The sequence below is a fragment of the Variovorax sp. Root318D1 genome, from assembly GCF_001424835.1.
In the GTDB taxonomy this organism is placed as follows: domain Bacteria; phylum Pseudomonadota; class Gammaproteobacteria; order Burkholderiales; family Burkholderiaceae_C; genus Variovorax.
Map to the genome: position 1 here is coordinate 20,650 of NZ_LMCQ01000012.1, position 15,119 is coordinate 35,768.

Here is a 15,119-nt window from a genome sequence, read left to right on the forward strand (position 1 = left end):
CATGAACAGCGGCATTCCTTTGCCCCGCGTGTGGGTGCCGGCCGACGAGCAGATCGGCTGGTACGGCAAGCTGCCTGCAGCCGGCGACTTTCTCTACCGCCGCATGCCGCGCGAGCTCCAGGCCTGGTGGGACCGCTGGATGCAGAACGGCCTGGGCGCCTTCAAGCGCTGGCCCGACGCCATGACGCGGCACTACGTCGTCGCGCCGGTCTGGAACTTTGCGATTCCCGCAACGCAGGGCGTGGACGCGGTGCAGTTCGGCTGCATTGCGCCCAGCTGCGACCGCGTGGGGCGCTACTACCCAGTGTGCGTGACGTTGCAGGTGTCGGCATCGGGCTACCGGCCTTCCATGCTGGAAGGCTCCGCCGCGTGGTACTGGCAGTGCGGCACAGCATTGCTGCAAGCGATTCGCCACAGCGTTGCGCCCGACCAGTTCGACCATCAGGTGCTGGCCGCGGCCCACGGCGGCTTCCAGACCGCGAGCGGCGGCTCGGACGACATCCTTTCGATCCTCGGGCCGGCGGCCGGCGGTGCTGGCGCGGCTGCGCAGCAGCGCCTTGGCTGGCCGGAGCTTCCGCTGTGCTTCGATGCCTTCGGGAGCACCAGCTACTGGTGGACCAACCAGGCGGACGGTTCGCCCCTGCGCACCGCCGCCCATGGCGGTGGCCTCAACACGCCGTTGTTCTCCAAGTTGTTTTCACAGGGGCATGTGCCATGGGCATGAATAGCACCAGCAATACCAGCAGCAGTGTGCTGCCCGACGAGCCGCAGGAGCGGCCCAATCCGCTGGCGGCAGGCCATCGGCTGGACGAGTTCGAACTGCTCGAGGTGATCGGCGAGGGTGGCTTCGGCATCGTCTACCGCGCCTACGACCATTCGCTGCAACGCGAGGTGGCCATCAAGGAATACATGCCGTCGATGCTCGCGCGCCGCGTGGGCGACGACAGCGTGCACGTGCGTTCCGACCGTGTCACGGCCACCTTCCAAGCGGGCCTGCGCAGCTTCATCAACGAGGCGCGCACGCTCGCGCAGTTCAGCCATCCGGCGCTGGTGCGGGTGCATCGCTTCTGGGAGGCGAACTCCACCGCCTACATGGCGATCCAGCTCTATCGCGGCCGCACACTGCGACGCCTTGCCGAGGAAGAGCCGTCGAAGATCTCCGAGGCCTGGCTGCTCGGCATGCTGGGCCCGCTGCTTGGCGCGCTGGAAACGCTGCACCGCAGCCAGTGCTTTCACCGCGACATTGCGCCCGACAACATCTTCATCCAGCAGGACGACATGCCGGTGCTGCTGGACTTTGGCGCGGCGCGCAAGTCGATTGCCGATCTCGTCGACGAAGTGGCGGTGATGGTGAAGTCGGGCTATTCGCCGATCGAGCAGTACGCCGACGACAACACGCTGCTGCAGGGCGCGTGGACCGACCTCTATGCGCTGGGCGCCGTGCTGTACCGCGCGGTCACCGGGCATCCGCCGCCCTCGGCCGTGGTGCGCAGCGTGCAGGACGCCTATGTGCCGCTGTCGTCGCTCGGCCGCGGCGACCTGAGTCCGGGCTTCTGCGCCGCGGTTGACCACACGCTGGCGGTGCATAGCAAGGACCGCACGCAAACCGTGGCGGCGTTCGCGGCCGAGCTGGGCCTGGCCAAGCTTGGCGACACCTATGTGAGCGGGCTCGCGGCGCCGACCGTCATTGTTCCGCCGCCGTCGAAGGCCGCGCCGGCCCTGGCGATTGAGCCGCAGCAAGCGCCTGCCAAGCCCGCTGCGGCGCCGCAAGCCGCCGCATTGGCCGGGGTTGCACAGGCCAAGGGCTCACCGCCTTTGTCGGTCGAGGCCCAGCCCCGGTCGAAGCCTGAACCCCGCGCCGCATCGACCGCCGAGCGGGCTCCAGCGCCTGCCCCCAAGGTCGCCGCACCGGCACGCACGCCATCGGCAGCGGCCAAGAAGCATCAGCCAGCGTCGCTGTCCGCCCAGAAAACATCGTCGCGCCCGCCGTGGCGCCTGGTCGGCGTGTTGCTGATCGCACTGGTGGCCGTGGGAAGCTGGATCGGACTTCACCTGAGTTCGTGGAAGCAGGAGACCTCGACCGCAATGGCACCGGTGCCTCCACCTTCGGGGCCGATGACCGCGAACGCGCCACCTGCCGCCGCCGTGCCGCCAGGCGACGGCGGTGCGGCACCCGCAAGCGGCAACGTGGCCGCCGCCCCCGGCGGCGCCACGCCTCCCGCTGCGGGAGCCAGTGCGCCGGCCGCTTCGTTGACGCCGCTGGACAACGTGCCGGTCATTGCGCCGGCGGCACCAGCCGCGCCGGCCAACGGGGCAATCCCCTCGTCCACGGCGACGACGACGCCCACACCGGGCACACCGGCTCCACCCGGCACGCCGCCGGAGGCCGCGCTTGCTACCAGCGAGGTCGAAGACTGGAACCTGGCCCAGGCCGAGAACACGCGAGAGGGCTACGAGGCCTATCTGCGCCGCTACCGCCGCGGCCCGCACGCGCGCGAGGCCCGAAATGCGCTTGCCGAGCTGAACCGGCTCTCCACTGCCGTGCCGGCGGCACCACCCGGCACCACGGCGGCAAATGCCGTGCCCACCGTGGTGGCCCCCGGCGCCACGCCGCCCGCCGCGGCGCCGCCCGGCATGGGGCGCGTGATACTCAACATACGGCCGTGGGGCCAGGTCTATGTCGACGGCGCGGAGCGCGGCGTGAGCCCGCCGCTCAAGTCACTGTCGCTGCGGCCGGGCATCTACAACGTCGAAGTGCGCAACGGCGACCTCGACGTGTTCCGGCAGCGCGTGACCGTGCAGGACAGCCGCTCGTCGCCCGTGGTGAGCCACGAGTTCAAGTAGCGGTGCCTGGCGGCCGGGGCCAGCGCTGCGCTGCGACCAGCGCCAGCACCGCGACCAGGCTGGCCGCCAGCAGCACCCAGAGGCCAGGCGTGTAGCCGGTGTCCGGTTGCCACATCAGGCCGAGCATGAGCGGGGCCAACGCGCGCGCGATGGCGCTCGGCAGCCCCAGCGCGCCGTTCAGCGTGGCCACGTGCTCGCGGTTCACGTACTGCGCGATGGCCGTGCCCTTCACGATCGTGAGCATGCCGTTGCCCATGCCGTAGAACAACACGAACAGCAGCGCGGCGCCCGGGTGGGCCGCGCCCGCAAGCAGCGCGAGCAGGCCGATCGGAATCAGGCAGGGAATCAGCCGGTTCGCCAGATGCAGGTCGAAATGGTGCTCGAAAAAGTACAGCAGCGCCCGCCCCAGCACCTGCACCAGCCCGATGCTCGCGGGCAGGGCAATGGCCCACGACTCGGCAAGCCCGGCGCCCCGCAGCAGGCTCACCATGTGCGGCGGCAACGCGGCCGTGACCGCCATCAGCAACACGGTGAAAACGCCTACGAACAGGAAAGGCGCGCTGCGCATGTAGTGGCTCGCGGAATGGCTGGCCGGTGCGGTGTCGGCCGCCTTGCCGATGGGTGCTGCCCGCGCCGCCGGAGGCGGGGCATTCCGCAGCACGCGGGCATGCAGCGGCGCGCAGACCAACAGGTGGATGGCCGCCAGCACCCAGAGCGCGTGCCGCCAGCCGAGCTGCGCGACCAGCCAGGCCACCAGCGGAATGAACACCGTGCTGGCCAGCCCGCCGAGAAAAGTCAGCGTGATGATCGCGCGGCGAAAGTCGTTGGGGAAGCGCCGCGTGACGATGGAGAACGCGGGGTTGTAGAGCGTGGCCGCCAGCCCCGCCCCGAGCAGCGTCCAGGCCAGGTAGAAGCCAAGGGCGCTGTGCACCATGCTGTGCAGCAACAGCCCAGCCGCGATGACCAGCGAACCGCCCGCCATCACCGCGCGCTCGTGCCCGCGGTCGATCCAGCGGCCGACCGGCCACGCCAGCGCGCCTTCGGCCAGCAACGCGAGACTGAAGGCCAGGGACGACTGCGCACGGCTCAACCCCAGCTCGCGTTCGACCGGCTCCATCAGCAGCGCAAAGCCGTAGAACACGCTGCCCCAGGTGATGAGCTGGCCGACGGACAGCCAGCCGACCATGCGGCGGTTGTAGAGCGTGGGTGCGGGTGCGTTCACTGCCAATCGGTTTCAGTGTCGCAAAGCCCGGCGGTACTGCACCGCCTCCGCCACGTGTTCCGCCCGCACCGACTCGGCATCCGCCAGGTCGGCCACCGTGCGCGCCACCTTGAGCGCGCGGTGCGTGCTGCGCGCCGACCAGCCGAGCTTGGCGGCGGCATTCACCATGAACTTGCGCGCCGCATCGTCCAGCGCGGCGTGCTTGTCGATGGCGCCGGCCTGCAGCGCCTGGTTGGGGCTGCCCTGGCGCCGCAGCGCGAATTCGCGCGCGGCGATCACGCGGGTGCGGATGCTGGCGGTTGATTCCCCGGCGGGCGCGCCGAGCAGCTGTTGCGCCGAAACGGCGGGCACTTCGATGTGCAGGTCGATGCGGTCGAGCAGCGGGCCGCTGAGTTTGCCCTGGTAGCGCAAGATCTGGTCGGGCGTGCAGCGGCAGCCCTTCAGCGTCGAACCCAGATAGCCGCAAGGGCAGGGGTTCATGGCCGCAATGAGCTGGAAGCGGGCTGGAAACTCTGCGCGCCGGGCAGCCCGCGCGATGGTGATGGTGCCGGTTTCGAGCGGCTCGCGCAGCGCCTCGAGGGCGGAACGCGCGAACTCGGGAAACTCATCCAAAAACAGCACGCCGTGGTGCGCCTGCGAGATCTCGCCCGGCCGCGGGGGCGAGCCGCCGCCCACCAGCGCGACGGCGCTGGACGTATGGTGCGGCGCCGAAGTCGGCCGGGTCATCCAGCGCGCGGTCGAGAAGCTGCCGCCCAGGCTGGCGACCGCCGCGCTTTCGAGCGCCTCGTCCACGTTCATGGGCGGCAGCAGCCCGGCAAAGCGCTGCGCGAGCATGGATTTGCCCGAGCCGGGCTCCCCGACCATCAGCAGGCTGTGTCCGCCCGCGGCCGCGATCTCGAGGGCGCGCCTGGCGCCTGCGTGCCCCTTCACGTCGGCCAGGTCGGCATACAGAGGCATGGCCGCGGCCGCCGCGGCGTGGACCCGCGCCCAGCCGTCCGCGGCGGGCGGCTCGGCCTGCTGCGGCGCCGCGTCTTCGGCCATGAAGCGCCGCACCACGTCCAGCAGGTGCTTGGCGCCGTACACCTCGCCGCCGGGTACCAGCGCCGCTTCTTGTGCGCTTTCGGTGGGCAGCACCAGGCGCGTGGCGATGCCGCGGGTGTGCAGGGCCAGTGCCATGGCCAGCGCACCGCGCACGGGCCGCAGCTCGCCCGACAGTGAGAGTTCGCCGGCAAATTCGTGGCCCGCAAGGCGGGCGGGCTGGATCTGATCGCTGGCGGCGAGGATGCCCAGCGCAATAGGCAGGTCGAAGCGCCCGGAATCCTTGGGCAGGTCGGCGGGCGCCAGGTTGACGGTGATCCGCTTGTTGTTGGGAAATTCGAGGCCGGCGTTCTGGATGGCCGAACGCACACGCTCGCGGGCTTCCTTGACCTCTGTTTCAGCCAGTCCGACCAGCGTGAAGCTCGGCAGGCCATTGGCCAAATGCACCTCAACCGTGACACTGGCCGCTTCCAGGCCAAGCAAAGCACGGCTTTGCACCAAAGACAGGCTCATTATTCTTCCTCTCCCCATTGTGGTGCGCCCATTTTGGGTCGGGCTTGTGCACCTCGGGCCCGCTCGGCGGTCCCGCACTTGAAACGGTTGTAATTTTTTCATCATCGGATTTGTGGATGCGCGGGCCACGGCGCCATGGCAGGGCGGAACGAGCACTTTGGCACGCTCCCTGCTACGAAACGGTGTCCCCCCAACTTCCAACCAACCCCGAGGAGTCTCGATGATGCACCGTAAATTCGCCCAGGCAGTGGCCGTGGCCGCCTTTGCCGCCCTGCCGATGCTGGCGAGCGCCCAGCTTACGGGGAACGTGGCCCTGACCAGCAACTACAAGTTCCGCGGCCAGGACCAGGACATGATCGGGAACAACGATTACGCCAAGACCAAGGGCTTCAAGCCCGCCATCCAGGGCGGCTTCGACTACGCCTTCGGCGAAAGCGGCTTCTACCTCGGCAACTGGAACTCCAGCGTCAACTGGCTCCAGGGCAACAGCATCGAGAGCGACATCTACGGCGGCTACAAGTTCAAGGCCGGTCCGTTCGACATGGACGTGGGCGCTTTGACCTACATCTACCCGGGCAACTCGATCGGCAACACCACCGAGCTGTACGGCGCGGGCACCTGGGCCGACGAAGCCATCGGCTCGTTCACCCTGAAGTACTCGCACACGGTCTCCAAGGACTACTTCGGCTACGCGGGCGCCAAGTCGGGCTCGGGCCTGAAGGGCCGCAACACCGGCTATCTGAACCTGGCCTACAGCAAGGAAATCGCGCCCAAGCTCACGCTGAAGGCGGCCGTGGGCTACACCCACATGTCCAGCGACATCCGCAGCCTGGGCTACAAGAGCTACGTCGACTACAACGTGGGCGTGTCGTATGACTTCGGCAACGGCCTGGCACTGGCTGGCTCGGTGCAGGGCGCCAACAAGAAGAGCTCCTACCTCGCGCTGAGCAACCCCGGCGTCGACTTCGGCTTCGGCCCCATCGGCCAGCAGTACTACTCGCCCAACAAGGCGCGCTTCATCGTTACCCTCAGCAAGACGCTGTAAGTAAACACAAGAACAAGGTGCGGCCCAAGCTGCCGCACCATTCATCCATCCAAGAAGGAGAAAGTCATCATGAAGCTGGTCACAGCCATCATCAAACCGTTCAAGCTCGACGAGGTGCGCGAAGCACTGTCGGCCATCGGCGTGCAAGGCATCACGGTCACGGAAGTCAAGGGTTTCGGCCGCCAGAAGGGCCACACCGAGCTGTACCGCGGCGCTGAATACGTGGTCGACTTCCTGCCCAAGGTCAAGATCGAAGCGGCAGTGTCCGACGACCTCGTCGACCGCGTGATCGAAGCCGTGGAGGGTGCGGCGCGCACCGGCAAGATCGGCGACGGAAAGATTTTTGTCTACAACCTCGAGCAGGTGGTTCGCATCCGCACCGGCGAAACGGGCCGCGAAGCCCTCTGACCCGTCCAGGCTCTAAAGAACAACGACTATGAAAAAACTGCTTGTCTCTCTTGCGCTCGGCTTGAGCGTGCTCACTGCCGCTTTCGCACAGGCGCCCGCGCCTGCTGCGGAAGCACCGGCCGCTTCCGCGCCGGCTGCCTCGGCCCCGGCGGCCGCGCCCGCTGCCGCCGCACCGGCAGCAGCAGCCCCTGCGGCTGCCGAGGCAGCGCCCGCAGCGGCTCCCGCTCCCTCTTTCAACAAGGGTGATACCAGCTGGATGATGCTGTCCACGCTGCTCGTCATCATGATGACCGTCCCCGGCCTGGCCCTGTTCTACGGCGGCCTGGTGCGCAGCAAGAACATGCTGTCGGTGCTCATGCAGGTGATGGTCACCTTCTCGATGATCGTGGTGCTGTGGCTCATCTATGGCTACAGCCTTGCGTTCACCGAGGGGAACGCCTTCTTCGGCGGATTCGACCGGCTCTTCATGAAGGGGATCTTCGATCCGGCCACCGGCGTGTTCGCGCCCGGCGCCACCTTCAGCAAGGGCGTCTACATCCCCGAGCTGCTGTTCGCTGCCTTCCAGGCCACCTTCGCCGGCATCACGTGCTGCCTGATCGTGGGTGCCTTCGCGGAGCGCGCCAAGTTCTCGGCCGTGCTGCTGTTCATGGTGATCTGGTTCACTTTCAGCTATGCGCCGCTGGCCCACATGGTCTGGTTCTGGCTCGGCCCTGATGCCTACACCGCCGCCAACGTGGTGGATGCCAACAACGCAAAGGCCGGCCTGATCTGGCAATGGGGCGCCCTCGACTTCGCAGGCGGTACCGTGGTGCACATCAACGCCGCCGTCGCCGGCCTGGTCGGTGCCTTCGTGATCGGCAAGCGCGTCGGCTACGGCAAGGAAGCCTTCACGCCGCATTCGCTCACGCTCACCATGGTCGGCGCCTCGCTGCTGTGGGTCGGCTGGTTCGGCTTCAACGCAGGTTCGGCCCTCGAAGCCGGCACCAGCGCCGTGCTCGCCTTCATGAACACCTTTACCGCCACCGCAGCCGCCGTGCTCGCATGGTGCATCGGTGAAGCGCTGATGCGCGGCAAGGCCTCGATGCTGGGTGCCGCTTCGGGCGCCGTTGCAGGCCTCGTGGCCATCACCCCGGCCGCCGGCAACGTCGGCCTGATGGGCGCGATCATCATCGGCTTCATCGCCGGCTTCGCCTGCCTCTGGGGCGTCAACGGCCTCAAGAAGCTGCTGGGTGCGGACGACTCGCTCGACGTGTTCGGCGTGCACGGTGTCGGCGGTATCGTCGGCGCGCTGCTCACCGGCGTGTTCAACACCCAGGCACTCGGCGGCCCCGGCCTCGTGGGCGACTGGGTCACGGCCACCGTCGTGTCCAACGGCATCGGCGCGCAGGTCTGGATCCAGCTCAAGGGCGTGCTGCTGACCATCGTCTGGTCGGGCGTGGTGGCGTTCATCGCCTTCAAGATCGCCGACTTGACCATCGGCCTGCGTGTGTCGGAAGAAGAAGAGCGCGAAGGCCTCGACATCTCCTCGCACGGCGAGACCGCATATAACAGGTAACCCCAAAGCAATAGGCAACCCCCCAGTCTTCGCGCACTTCGTGTCGCTACGCCAACCCCCCTGCTGGGGGCAACACCAGAGGCCCGGCAAAGCCGGTTCCTCGGTGTTCCACGAAGGGGGCATACGAGGCGAAGGCTGCTTATAAGAACTACACGGATCGATTTTTTCAGCAAGGTCTCCTTTGGATGTTCAGCCCGCGAGCGCTTCGGCGCCAGCGGGCTTTTTTTTGGTCTGCGGGGTGGCGGATGCACAATCCGAAGATCATGTGGACCACCCTCGAAGACAGCCTTTGCGAGCTCGGCGAATCGCCGTTCTGGCACCCGCACGAACGCGCGCTTTACTGGCTCGACATTCCGGGGCGCGCGGTGCTGCGCACGCGCGGCGAAATCGGCACACCCGGCGCCAAGGTGGAGCGCTGGGGCTTGGCCACCGAGCCCGGCTGCATGGCGCCGGCCAGGAGCGGCGGCCTCGTGATTGCGCTGCGCGACGGCATCTACCGGGCCCGCGAATGGGGCGGAGAGCTGGTTGCGATGGCGCGTGTCGAACACGACGTGCGCACCATGCGCTTCAACGACGGCAAATGCGATGCGCTGGGCCGTTTCTGGGCCGGTTCGCTCAACGAGGCGAAGGACCGCGCCAATGCCGCGCTCTATTGCTTCGACGCCCGCACCGACACCGGCGCGGCGCCCACATTGACGCAGATGGCCAACGAGTCCACCACCGGCAACGGGCTCGCGTTCTCGTCCGATGCCGGCACCCTCTACTGGGCCGACACCGCCGCGCATGTGGTGCGTGCGTGGGCTTGGAATGCCGAGGCCAATTCGCTCTCGCATGCGCGCGTGTTCCACCAGTTTCAGGCCAAGCCCGAAGGCTGGACCCGTGGGTCGCCCGTGCGCTACGAAGGCCGACCCGATGGCGCCACTGTCGATGCCGAGGGTCACTATTGGGTCGCGATGTTCGAAGGTGCACAGCTGCTGCGCTTCGCGCCTTCGGGGGAGATCGTTGGTTCGGTGCCGGTCCCCGTTCAGTGTCCGACCATGCCGTGCTTCGGCGGCGACGACCTGAAGACGCTCTTCGTCACCAGCGGGCGCAAGGGTCGGCCTGCCAGCGAGATCGAGCGGCTCCCGGCCTCGGGCGCCGTGATATCGACGCGCGTCGACACGCCCGGGTTACCTGTCAACTTCTTTGAGGACTAGGGTGACGCTTTGCTTTTCAGTCCGTCGCATTGAGGGTCATTCATGGCGCGCTCCCGCCGACGGGGTACCTTTCTCCGCGAATGTCCCCCGGCCTGCGGCCTCCTCCTTTATTTCGCTGCGCAAGGCACCCCATCGACGTGATCGTTGTTCAGCGCACTGGTTGATCGGCCAGCACGACAGCCGCGCCCGGCGTGCGCAGGGCGCCGGGTACTCCCCGCAGCGAAATAAAGGAGGAGCCGAAGGCGGGGGACATTCGCGGAGGGGAGTACCCGGTGGCCTGTGCACGCGCCCTGATAAAGGCATGGCCCTGCAGCACATCCCCCCAATCCAGTGCCTGCTGACCTTCGAGACCCTGGCGCGGCTGCGGCATGCGGGCCGCGCGGCAGACGAGCTGTGTGTCACGCCCAGCGCGGTGAGCCACCGCATCCGCCAGCTCGAATCGCACGTGGGCTTCAAGCTCTTCGGCCGCAGCGACTTCAGCCTCACGGCCGACGGCGCGGCCTACCTTGCCAACGTGCGCACCGGCCTTGCGGCGCTGCAAGCCATGCCCGGCGGCAATGCGGCGAAGCAGCAGCGTGCCACACGCCTGCGCATCGCCGTCACGCCCACCTTCAGCCGTGTGTTCCTGATGCCGCGGCTCGAACTCTTCCGCAACATCTATCCGGACATCGAACTGGTGCTGCAGGTGTCCATTCCGCTGCTGGACGTCACGGCCGAGCAGGCTGATCTCGAAGTGCGCTACGGCAGCGGTGCATATGCCGATTGCGAACACCGGCTGCTGCTCGAAGAAGAAGTGGTGCCCGCCTGCAGCCCAAGCTATCTCAACGAGTTCGGCCCGTTCAACGGCTTTCGCACCGCCGCAGAAATTGCGAGCGCGCGGCTCATTCGAAGTCCGCTTGAGCCCTGGGGCACCTGGTTCTCGAGCTGCGGCATCGACCAGCCCGAGCCGCACGTCGGCTCCCAGTTCAACGACCTGGGCCTGGTCTACGACGCGGCCGCGAGCGGCTTCGGCGTGGCGCTGGTGCGCCTGAAGATGGGCGCCGCCTGGTTCGAATCGGGCCGGCTGGTGCCGCTCTCCGACCGGCCCGTGCCCTCGCCGCACCGCCACACCATCTGCTGGCAGCCCGGCACGCTCGATCGCTGGGAATGCGCCGCCTTTGTCGACTGGCTGGCGCAAAGCCTCCGCTGAAGAAAAAAGGCCGGCGGCAAAGTTCTCTCAACCCCGGTGCAAAAAAGCTTCAACCCGGCGCCGGCGCATTTACGTAGAGTGCGGTACACCACGAGACAGACAGATCCGCCCCAAAGAGGCTCCCGCATGAACGCGCCGCTCACCCCCGTCCAGCACGACTCGCTGCAAAAATCCGACCGCCAGTCGCAGATCGTGCGCGCCCTGCAAGCCCACCTGCCTGCGCATGCGCTCATCTGGAACGCCGAGGACACCACGCCCTACGAGTGCGACGGCCTCACCGCCTACCGGCAGCGCCCGCTGGTGGTCGCGCTGCCCGAAACCGAAGCCCAGGTGGCGGCGGTGCTCAAGACCTGCCACGGGCTTGGCGTGCCAGTGGTCGCGCGCGGCGCGGGCACCGGGCTCTCGGGCGGCGCGATGCCGCATGCGCTGGGCGTGACGCTTTCGCTCGCCAAGTTCAACCGCATCCTGAAGATCGACCCCGTGAGCCGCACGGCCGTAGTTCAGTGCGGCGTGCGCAATCTCGCCATCAGCGAAGCGGCCGCGCCCTTCAACCTCTACTACGCGCCCGATCCGTCGAGCCAGATCGCCTGCACCATCGGCGGCAACGTGGCCGAAAACTCGGGAGGCGTGCACTGCCTCAAATACGGCCTCACGCTGCACAACGTGCTGCGCGTGCGCGGCTTCACGGCCGAGGGCGAGCCTGTCGAATTCGGCGGCGAGGCGCTCGACGCGCCGGGGCTCGACCTGCTCGCGCTGGTCATCGGCAGCGAAGGCATGCTGGCCGTGACCACCGAGGTCACCGTCAAGCTCGTGCCCAAGCCGCAGCTCGCGCGCTGCATCATGGCCAGCTTCGACGACGTGCGCAAAGCCGGTGATGCGGTCGCGGCGGTGATCGCGGCCGGCATCATTCCCGCGGGGCTCGAGATGATGGACAAGCCGATGACCGCCGCGGTCGAAGACTTCGTGCGCGCGGGCTACGACCTCGATGCGGCCGCGATCCTGCTGTGCGAATCCGACGGCACGCCCGAAGAAGTCGAGGAAGAAATCGGCCGCATGACCGCCGTGCTGCGCTCCTCCGGAGCCACCGCGATTGCGGTGAGCACCAGCGAAGACGAACGCATGAAATTCTGGAGCGGCCGCAAGAACGCCTTTCCGGCCTCGGGCCGCATCAGCCCCGACTACATGTGCCTGGACTCCACCATTCCGCGCAAGCGGCTGGCCGACATCCTGCTGGCCATCCAGGAGATGGAGAAAAAATACAAGCTGCGCTGCTGCAACGTATTCCACGCGGGCGATGGCAACCTGCATCCGCTGGTGCTGTTCGATGCCAACGATCCTGATGAGCTGCATCGCTGCGAACTCTTCGGCGCCGACATCCTCGAGACCAGCGTGGTCATGGGCGGCACCGTGTCGGGCGAGCATGGGGTGGGCGTGGAAAAGCTCAACAGCATGTGCGTGCAGTTCACCGCGGCCGAGAACGAACAGATGTTCGGCGTCAAGCGCGCCTTCGATCCGGCCGGGTTGCTGAATCCCGGCAAGGTGATTCCTACCCTGCAGCGATGCGCCGAATACGGCAAGCAGGTGGTGCGCGGCGGCAGGCTGCCGCACCCCGACCTGCCGCGCTTCTGAGCCAAAGAAAAAAACATGGAACCCGCACTCAGCCAGATCGTCGAGCGCATTCGCGCAGCTGCTGCCGATGCCACGGCGCTTCGCATCCGCGGCGGCGGCACCAAGGATTTTTATGGAGAGCCGCCGCGTGGCGAGGTCTTGAGCACCACCGGGCTCACCGGCATCACGAGCTACGAACCGAGCGAACTGGTCGTTACCGTGCGCGCCGGCACGCCGCTCGCCGAACTCGAGGCCGCGCTGGCCGAGAAAGGGCAGTGCCTGCCTTTCGAGCCGCCGCATTTCGGCGCGGCCGACTCGGGCACGGTGGGCGGCATGGTGGCCGCCGGGCTCAGCGGACCGGCGCGTGCCAGCGTGGGCGCGGTGCGCGACTACGTGCTGGGCGCCACGCTCGTCAACGGCCGCGGCGAAGTGCTGGCCTTCGGCGGCCAGGTGATGAAGAACGTGGCCGGCTACGACGTCTCGCGCGTGCTGGCGGGCTCCCTCGGCACGCTGGGCGTGATTGCCGAAGTGAGCCTCAAGGTGCTCCCCGTTGCGCCTGCCGAGGCCACGTTGGCCTTTGAGTGCAGCCAGGCCGATGCACTGCGCCTGCTCAACGAGTGGGGCGGGCGGCCGTTGCCTTTGAATGCGAGCTGCTGGTTCGAGGATGCGGGCAGCGGCACGCTGCGGCTGCGCCTGCGCGGCGCAGCGGCGGCGGTCGAAGCCGCATGCGCGCACCTGGGCGGCGAGCGCGTGGACAACGCAGTTGCCGCATGGCAATCGCTGCGCGACCAGCAGCATCGATGGTTCACTGCCGATGACGCAGGCACCGCGCTCTGGCGGCTGTCGGTGCCGCAGACGGCGTCAGTCCTCGCCCTCGGCGATGTCGGCGCGCCCCTGATCGAATGGCACGGCGGGCAGCGTTGGTACAAGGCGCCGCCCGAGCAGGCATCGCTCATCCGCGAAGCGGCGCATGTCGCAGGTGGGCATGCCACGCTGTTCAGGATGGCTTCTGCTCCTGCCGCAGCAAGCGCCGGCGCCCGACGCTTCGACGCATTGAGCGCTCCCATCGCGCGCATCCACCATGCCCTGATGCGTGAGTTCGATCCCCACAGCCTCTTCGACCGCGCCCGCCTTCTCGCGGACGCCTGAGCCCCAGCGACTCGACACTTCATTTCCCCCCATGCAAACCGAGCTCGCCCCCGAATTCCGCGACACCGACGACGGCCGCGAGGCCGAAGCCATCCTGCGCAAGTGCGTGCACTGCGGCTTCTGCACCGCCACCTGTCCCACCTACCAGCTGCTCGGCGACGAGCTCGATGGGCCGCGTGGCCGCATCTACCTGATCAAGCAAGTGCTCGAAGGCAAGGCGCCGACGCGCAGCACGCAGCTGCACCTGGACCGCTGCCTGACCTGCCGCAACTGCGAAAGCACCTGCCCGAGCGGCGTGCAGTACGGGCACCTGGTCGACATCGGCCGCAAGATCGTCGACGAGAAAGTGCCGCGCCCCGCCATGGAGTCGGCCACGCGCTGGCTGCTGAAGGAAGGGCTGCCGTCGCCGCTCTTCGGCCCCGCGATGGCGCTGGGCCAATCGGTGCGCGGGCTGTTGCCGGAGGCGCTCAAGGCCAAGGTGCCCGCGAAGCAGGAGGCCGGCGCCTGGCCTACAGCCTCGCATGCACGCAAGATGCTGATGCTCGCAGGCTGCGTGCAGCCGTCGATGATGCCCAACATCAACAGCGCGACGGCGCGCGTGCTCGACGCGGCCGGCATCCAGACAGTGATCGCGAAGGAAGCCGGCTGCTGCGGCGCCGTCAAGTTCCACCTCAACGACCAGGAAGGTGGCAAGGCGCAGATGCGCGCCAACATCGACGCCTGGTGGCCGCAGGTCGAGCGCGGTCCGGAAGCGGGCGGCGTCGAAGCCATCGTGATGAACGCCTCGGGCTGCGGCGTCACGGTGCGCGAGTACGGCCACATCCTCCGAAACGATCCGGCCTACGCCGCCAAGGCGGCGCGCATCAGCGACATGACGCGCGATTTGAGCGAACTGCTGCCCGACCTCGTGCCCGCGCTGAAGGCTCGCGTGCGGGCGCCGGCCGGTGTGGTGGCCTACCATCCGCCGTGCACGCTGCAGCATGGCCAGAAGCTGCGCGGCGGCGTCGAGACGAATCTGCGCGCACTCGGCTTCGACGTGCGCGTGGCCATGAACGAATCGCATCTGTGCTGCGGCTCGGCTGGCACCTACTCGGTGTTGCAGCCCGAACTGGCCTATCCGCTGCGCGACCGCAAGCTCGGCCACCTGCGGCAGCTGCAGCCGAGCGTCATCGCCTCGGCCAATATCGGCTGCATCACGCATCTGCAAAGCGGCAGCCAGGAAACGCCGGTGCGCCACTGGGTCGAGCTGCTGGACGCTGCCCTGGCGAAGGCCTGATCGCACACCGAAGAGCGCCCTGGTCCGACTCGCGCGGGGCGGCTTGGCACGGCATCATGGCCGCACCGATTTTCCC

Annotated in this window: 12 protein-coding genes; 10 read left to right on the top strand and 2 right to left on the bottom strand. The window is 67.9% G+C overall.

Going from position 1 to position 15,119, the window contains the following annotated elements; translation table 11 throughout:
- The first annotated feature begins 1 nt into the window (after position 1).
- Positions 2–724: a type VI secretion system-associated protein TagF gene (tagF, locus tag ASC78_RS10350; protein ID WP_055800331.1), complete on the top strand. Its 723-nt coding sequence runs from the start codon at positions 2–4 to the stop codon at positions 722–724.
- Complete coding sequence (locus tag ASC78_RS10355; RefSeq protein ID WP_055800334.1) at positions 715–2,844, top strand: serine/threonine protein kinase; 2,130 nt, start codon at positions 715–717, stop codon at positions 2,842–2,844. Before tagF ends, ASC78_RS10355 begins: the two co-directional genes overlap by 10 nt.
- Here ASC78_RS10355 and ASC78_RS10360 read toward each other — a convergent pair.
- Both ASC78_RS10360 and ASC78_RS10365 read right to left on the bottom strand, forming a co-directional pair.
- Positions 2,837–4,066, bottom strand: coding sequence for an MFS transporter (locus tag ASC78_RS10360; RefSeq protein WP_235505053.1), 1,230 nt, complete (start codon positions 4,064–4,066; stop codon positions 2,837–2,839). The genes ASC78_RS10355 and ASC78_RS10360 overlap by 8 nt on opposite strands.
- 12 nt (positions 4,067–4,078) lie before the next feature.
- Positions 4,079–5,617 carry a YifB family Mg chelatase-like AAA ATPase gene (locus tag ASC78_RS10365; protein WP_055800336.1) on the bottom strand — a complete coding sequence of 513 codons (1,539 nt, stop codon included), beginning with the start codon at positions 5,615–5,617 and terminating at the stop codon, positions 4,079–4,081.
- Positions 5,618–5,837: 220 nt separating this feature from the next.
- Here ASC78_RS10365 and ASC78_RS10370 point away from each other — a divergent pair, with 220 nt between their 5' ends.
- From ASC78_RS10370 to glcF, 8 genes are all read left to right on the top strand, one after another.
- Complete coding sequence (locus ASC78_RS10370; RefSeq protein WP_055800339.1) at positions 5,838–6,662, top strand: TorF family putative porin; 825 nt, start codon at positions 5,838–5,840, stop codon at positions 6,660–6,662.
- 69 nt (positions 6,663–6,731) lie between these two features.
- The gene (gene glnK / locus ASC78_RS10375; RefSeq protein ID WP_007833403.1) at positions 6,732–7,070 is read left to right on the top strand and encodes a P-II family nitrogen regulator; all 339 of its coding nucleotides are present in this window, start codon (positions 6,732–6,734) and stop codon (positions 7,068–7,070) included.
- Positions 7,071–7,098: 28 nt separating this feature from the next.
- Positions 7,099–8,625: an ammonium transporter gene (locus ASC78_RS10380; protein WP_200934294.1), complete on the top strand. Its 1,527-nt coding sequence runs from the start codon at positions 7,099–7,101 to the stop codon at positions 8,623–8,625.
- Between the two features lie 263 nt (positions 8,626–8,888).
- Positions 8,889–9,821 carry an SMP-30/gluconolactonase/LRE family protein gene (locus tag ASC78_RS10385; protein WP_055802022.1) on the top strand — a complete coding sequence of 311 codons (933 nt, stop codon included), beginning with the start codon at positions 8,889–8,891 and terminating at the stop codon, positions 9,819–9,821.
- A 301-nt stretch (positions 9,822–10,122) separates the two neighbouring features.
- Positions 10,123–11,010, top strand: coding sequence for a LysR substrate-binding domain-containing protein (locus ASC78_RS10390; RefSeq protein ID WP_055800346.1), 888 nt, complete (start codon positions 10,123–10,125; stop codon positions 11,008–11,010).
- 126 nt (positions 11,011–11,136) lie between these two features.
- Entirely contained in the window at positions 11,137–12,639 is a 1,503-nt protein-coding gene (locus ASC78_RS10395) for an FAD-linked oxidase C-terminal domain-containing protein (RefSeq protein ID WP_055800349.1), read from the top strand.
- A 15-nt stretch (positions 12,640–12,654) separates the two neighbouring features.
- On the top strand, positions 12,655–13,767 hold the full coding sequence (glcE, locus tag ASC78_RS10400; protein ID WP_055800351.1) for a glycolate oxidase subunit GlcE: 1,113 nt from the start codon (positions 12,655–12,657) through the stop codon (positions 13,765–13,767).
- Between the two features lie 31 nt (positions 13,768–13,798).
- The gene (gene glcF, locus ASC78_RS10405) at positions 13,799–15,043 is read left to right on the top strand and encodes a glycolate oxidase subunit GlcF (RefSeq protein ID WP_055800354.1); all 1,245 of its coding nucleotides are present in this window, start codon (positions 13,799–13,801) and stop codon (positions 15,041–15,043) included.
- The last annotated feature ends 76 nt before the right edge of the window (positions 15,044–15,119 follow it).

Coding starts and splice junctions, on each gene's coding strand:
- ASC78_RS10370 (WP_055800339.1), top strand. CDS start 5,838: ATGATGCACCGTAAATTCGCCCAGGCAGTGGCCGTGGCCGCCTTTGCC.
- glcF (WP_055800354.1), top strand. CDS start 13,799: ATGCAAACCGAGCTCGCCCCCGAATTCCGCGACACCGACGACGGCCGC.
- ASC78_RS10385 (WP_055802022.1), top strand. CDS start 8,889: ATGTGGACCACCCTCGAAGACAGCCTTTGCGAGCTCGGCGAATCGCCG.
- glnK (WP_007833403.1), top strand. CDS start 6,732: ATGAAGCTGGTCACAGCCATCATCAAACCGTTCAAGCTCGACGAGGTG.
- glcE (WP_055800351.1), top strand. CDS start 12,655: ATGGAACCCGCACTCAGCCAGATCGTCGAGCGCATTCGCGCAGCTGCT.
- ASC78_RS10390 (WP_055800346.1), top strand. CDS start 10,123: ATGGCCCTGCAGCACATCCCCCCAATCCAGTGCCTGCTGACCTTCGAG.
- ASC78_RS10365 (WP_055800336.1), bottom strand. CDS start 5,617: ATGAGCCTGTCTTTGGTGCAAAGCCGTGCTTTGCTTGGCCTGGAAGCG.
- ASC78_RS10380 (WP_200934294.1), top strand. CDS start 7,099: ATGAAAAAACTGCTTGTCTCTCTTGCGCTCGGCTTGAGCGTGCTCACT.
- ASC78_RS10355 (WP_055800334.1), top strand. CDS start 715: ATGGGCATGAATAGCACCAGCAATACCAGCAGCAGTGTGCTGCCCGAC.
- ASC78_RS10395 (WP_055800349.1), top strand. CDS start 11,137: ATGAACGCGCCGCTCACCCCCGTCCAGCACGACTCGCTGCAAAAATCC.
- tagF (WP_055800331.1), top strand. CDS start 2: ATGAACAGCGGCATTCCTTTGCCCCGCGTGTGGGTGCCGGCCGACGAG.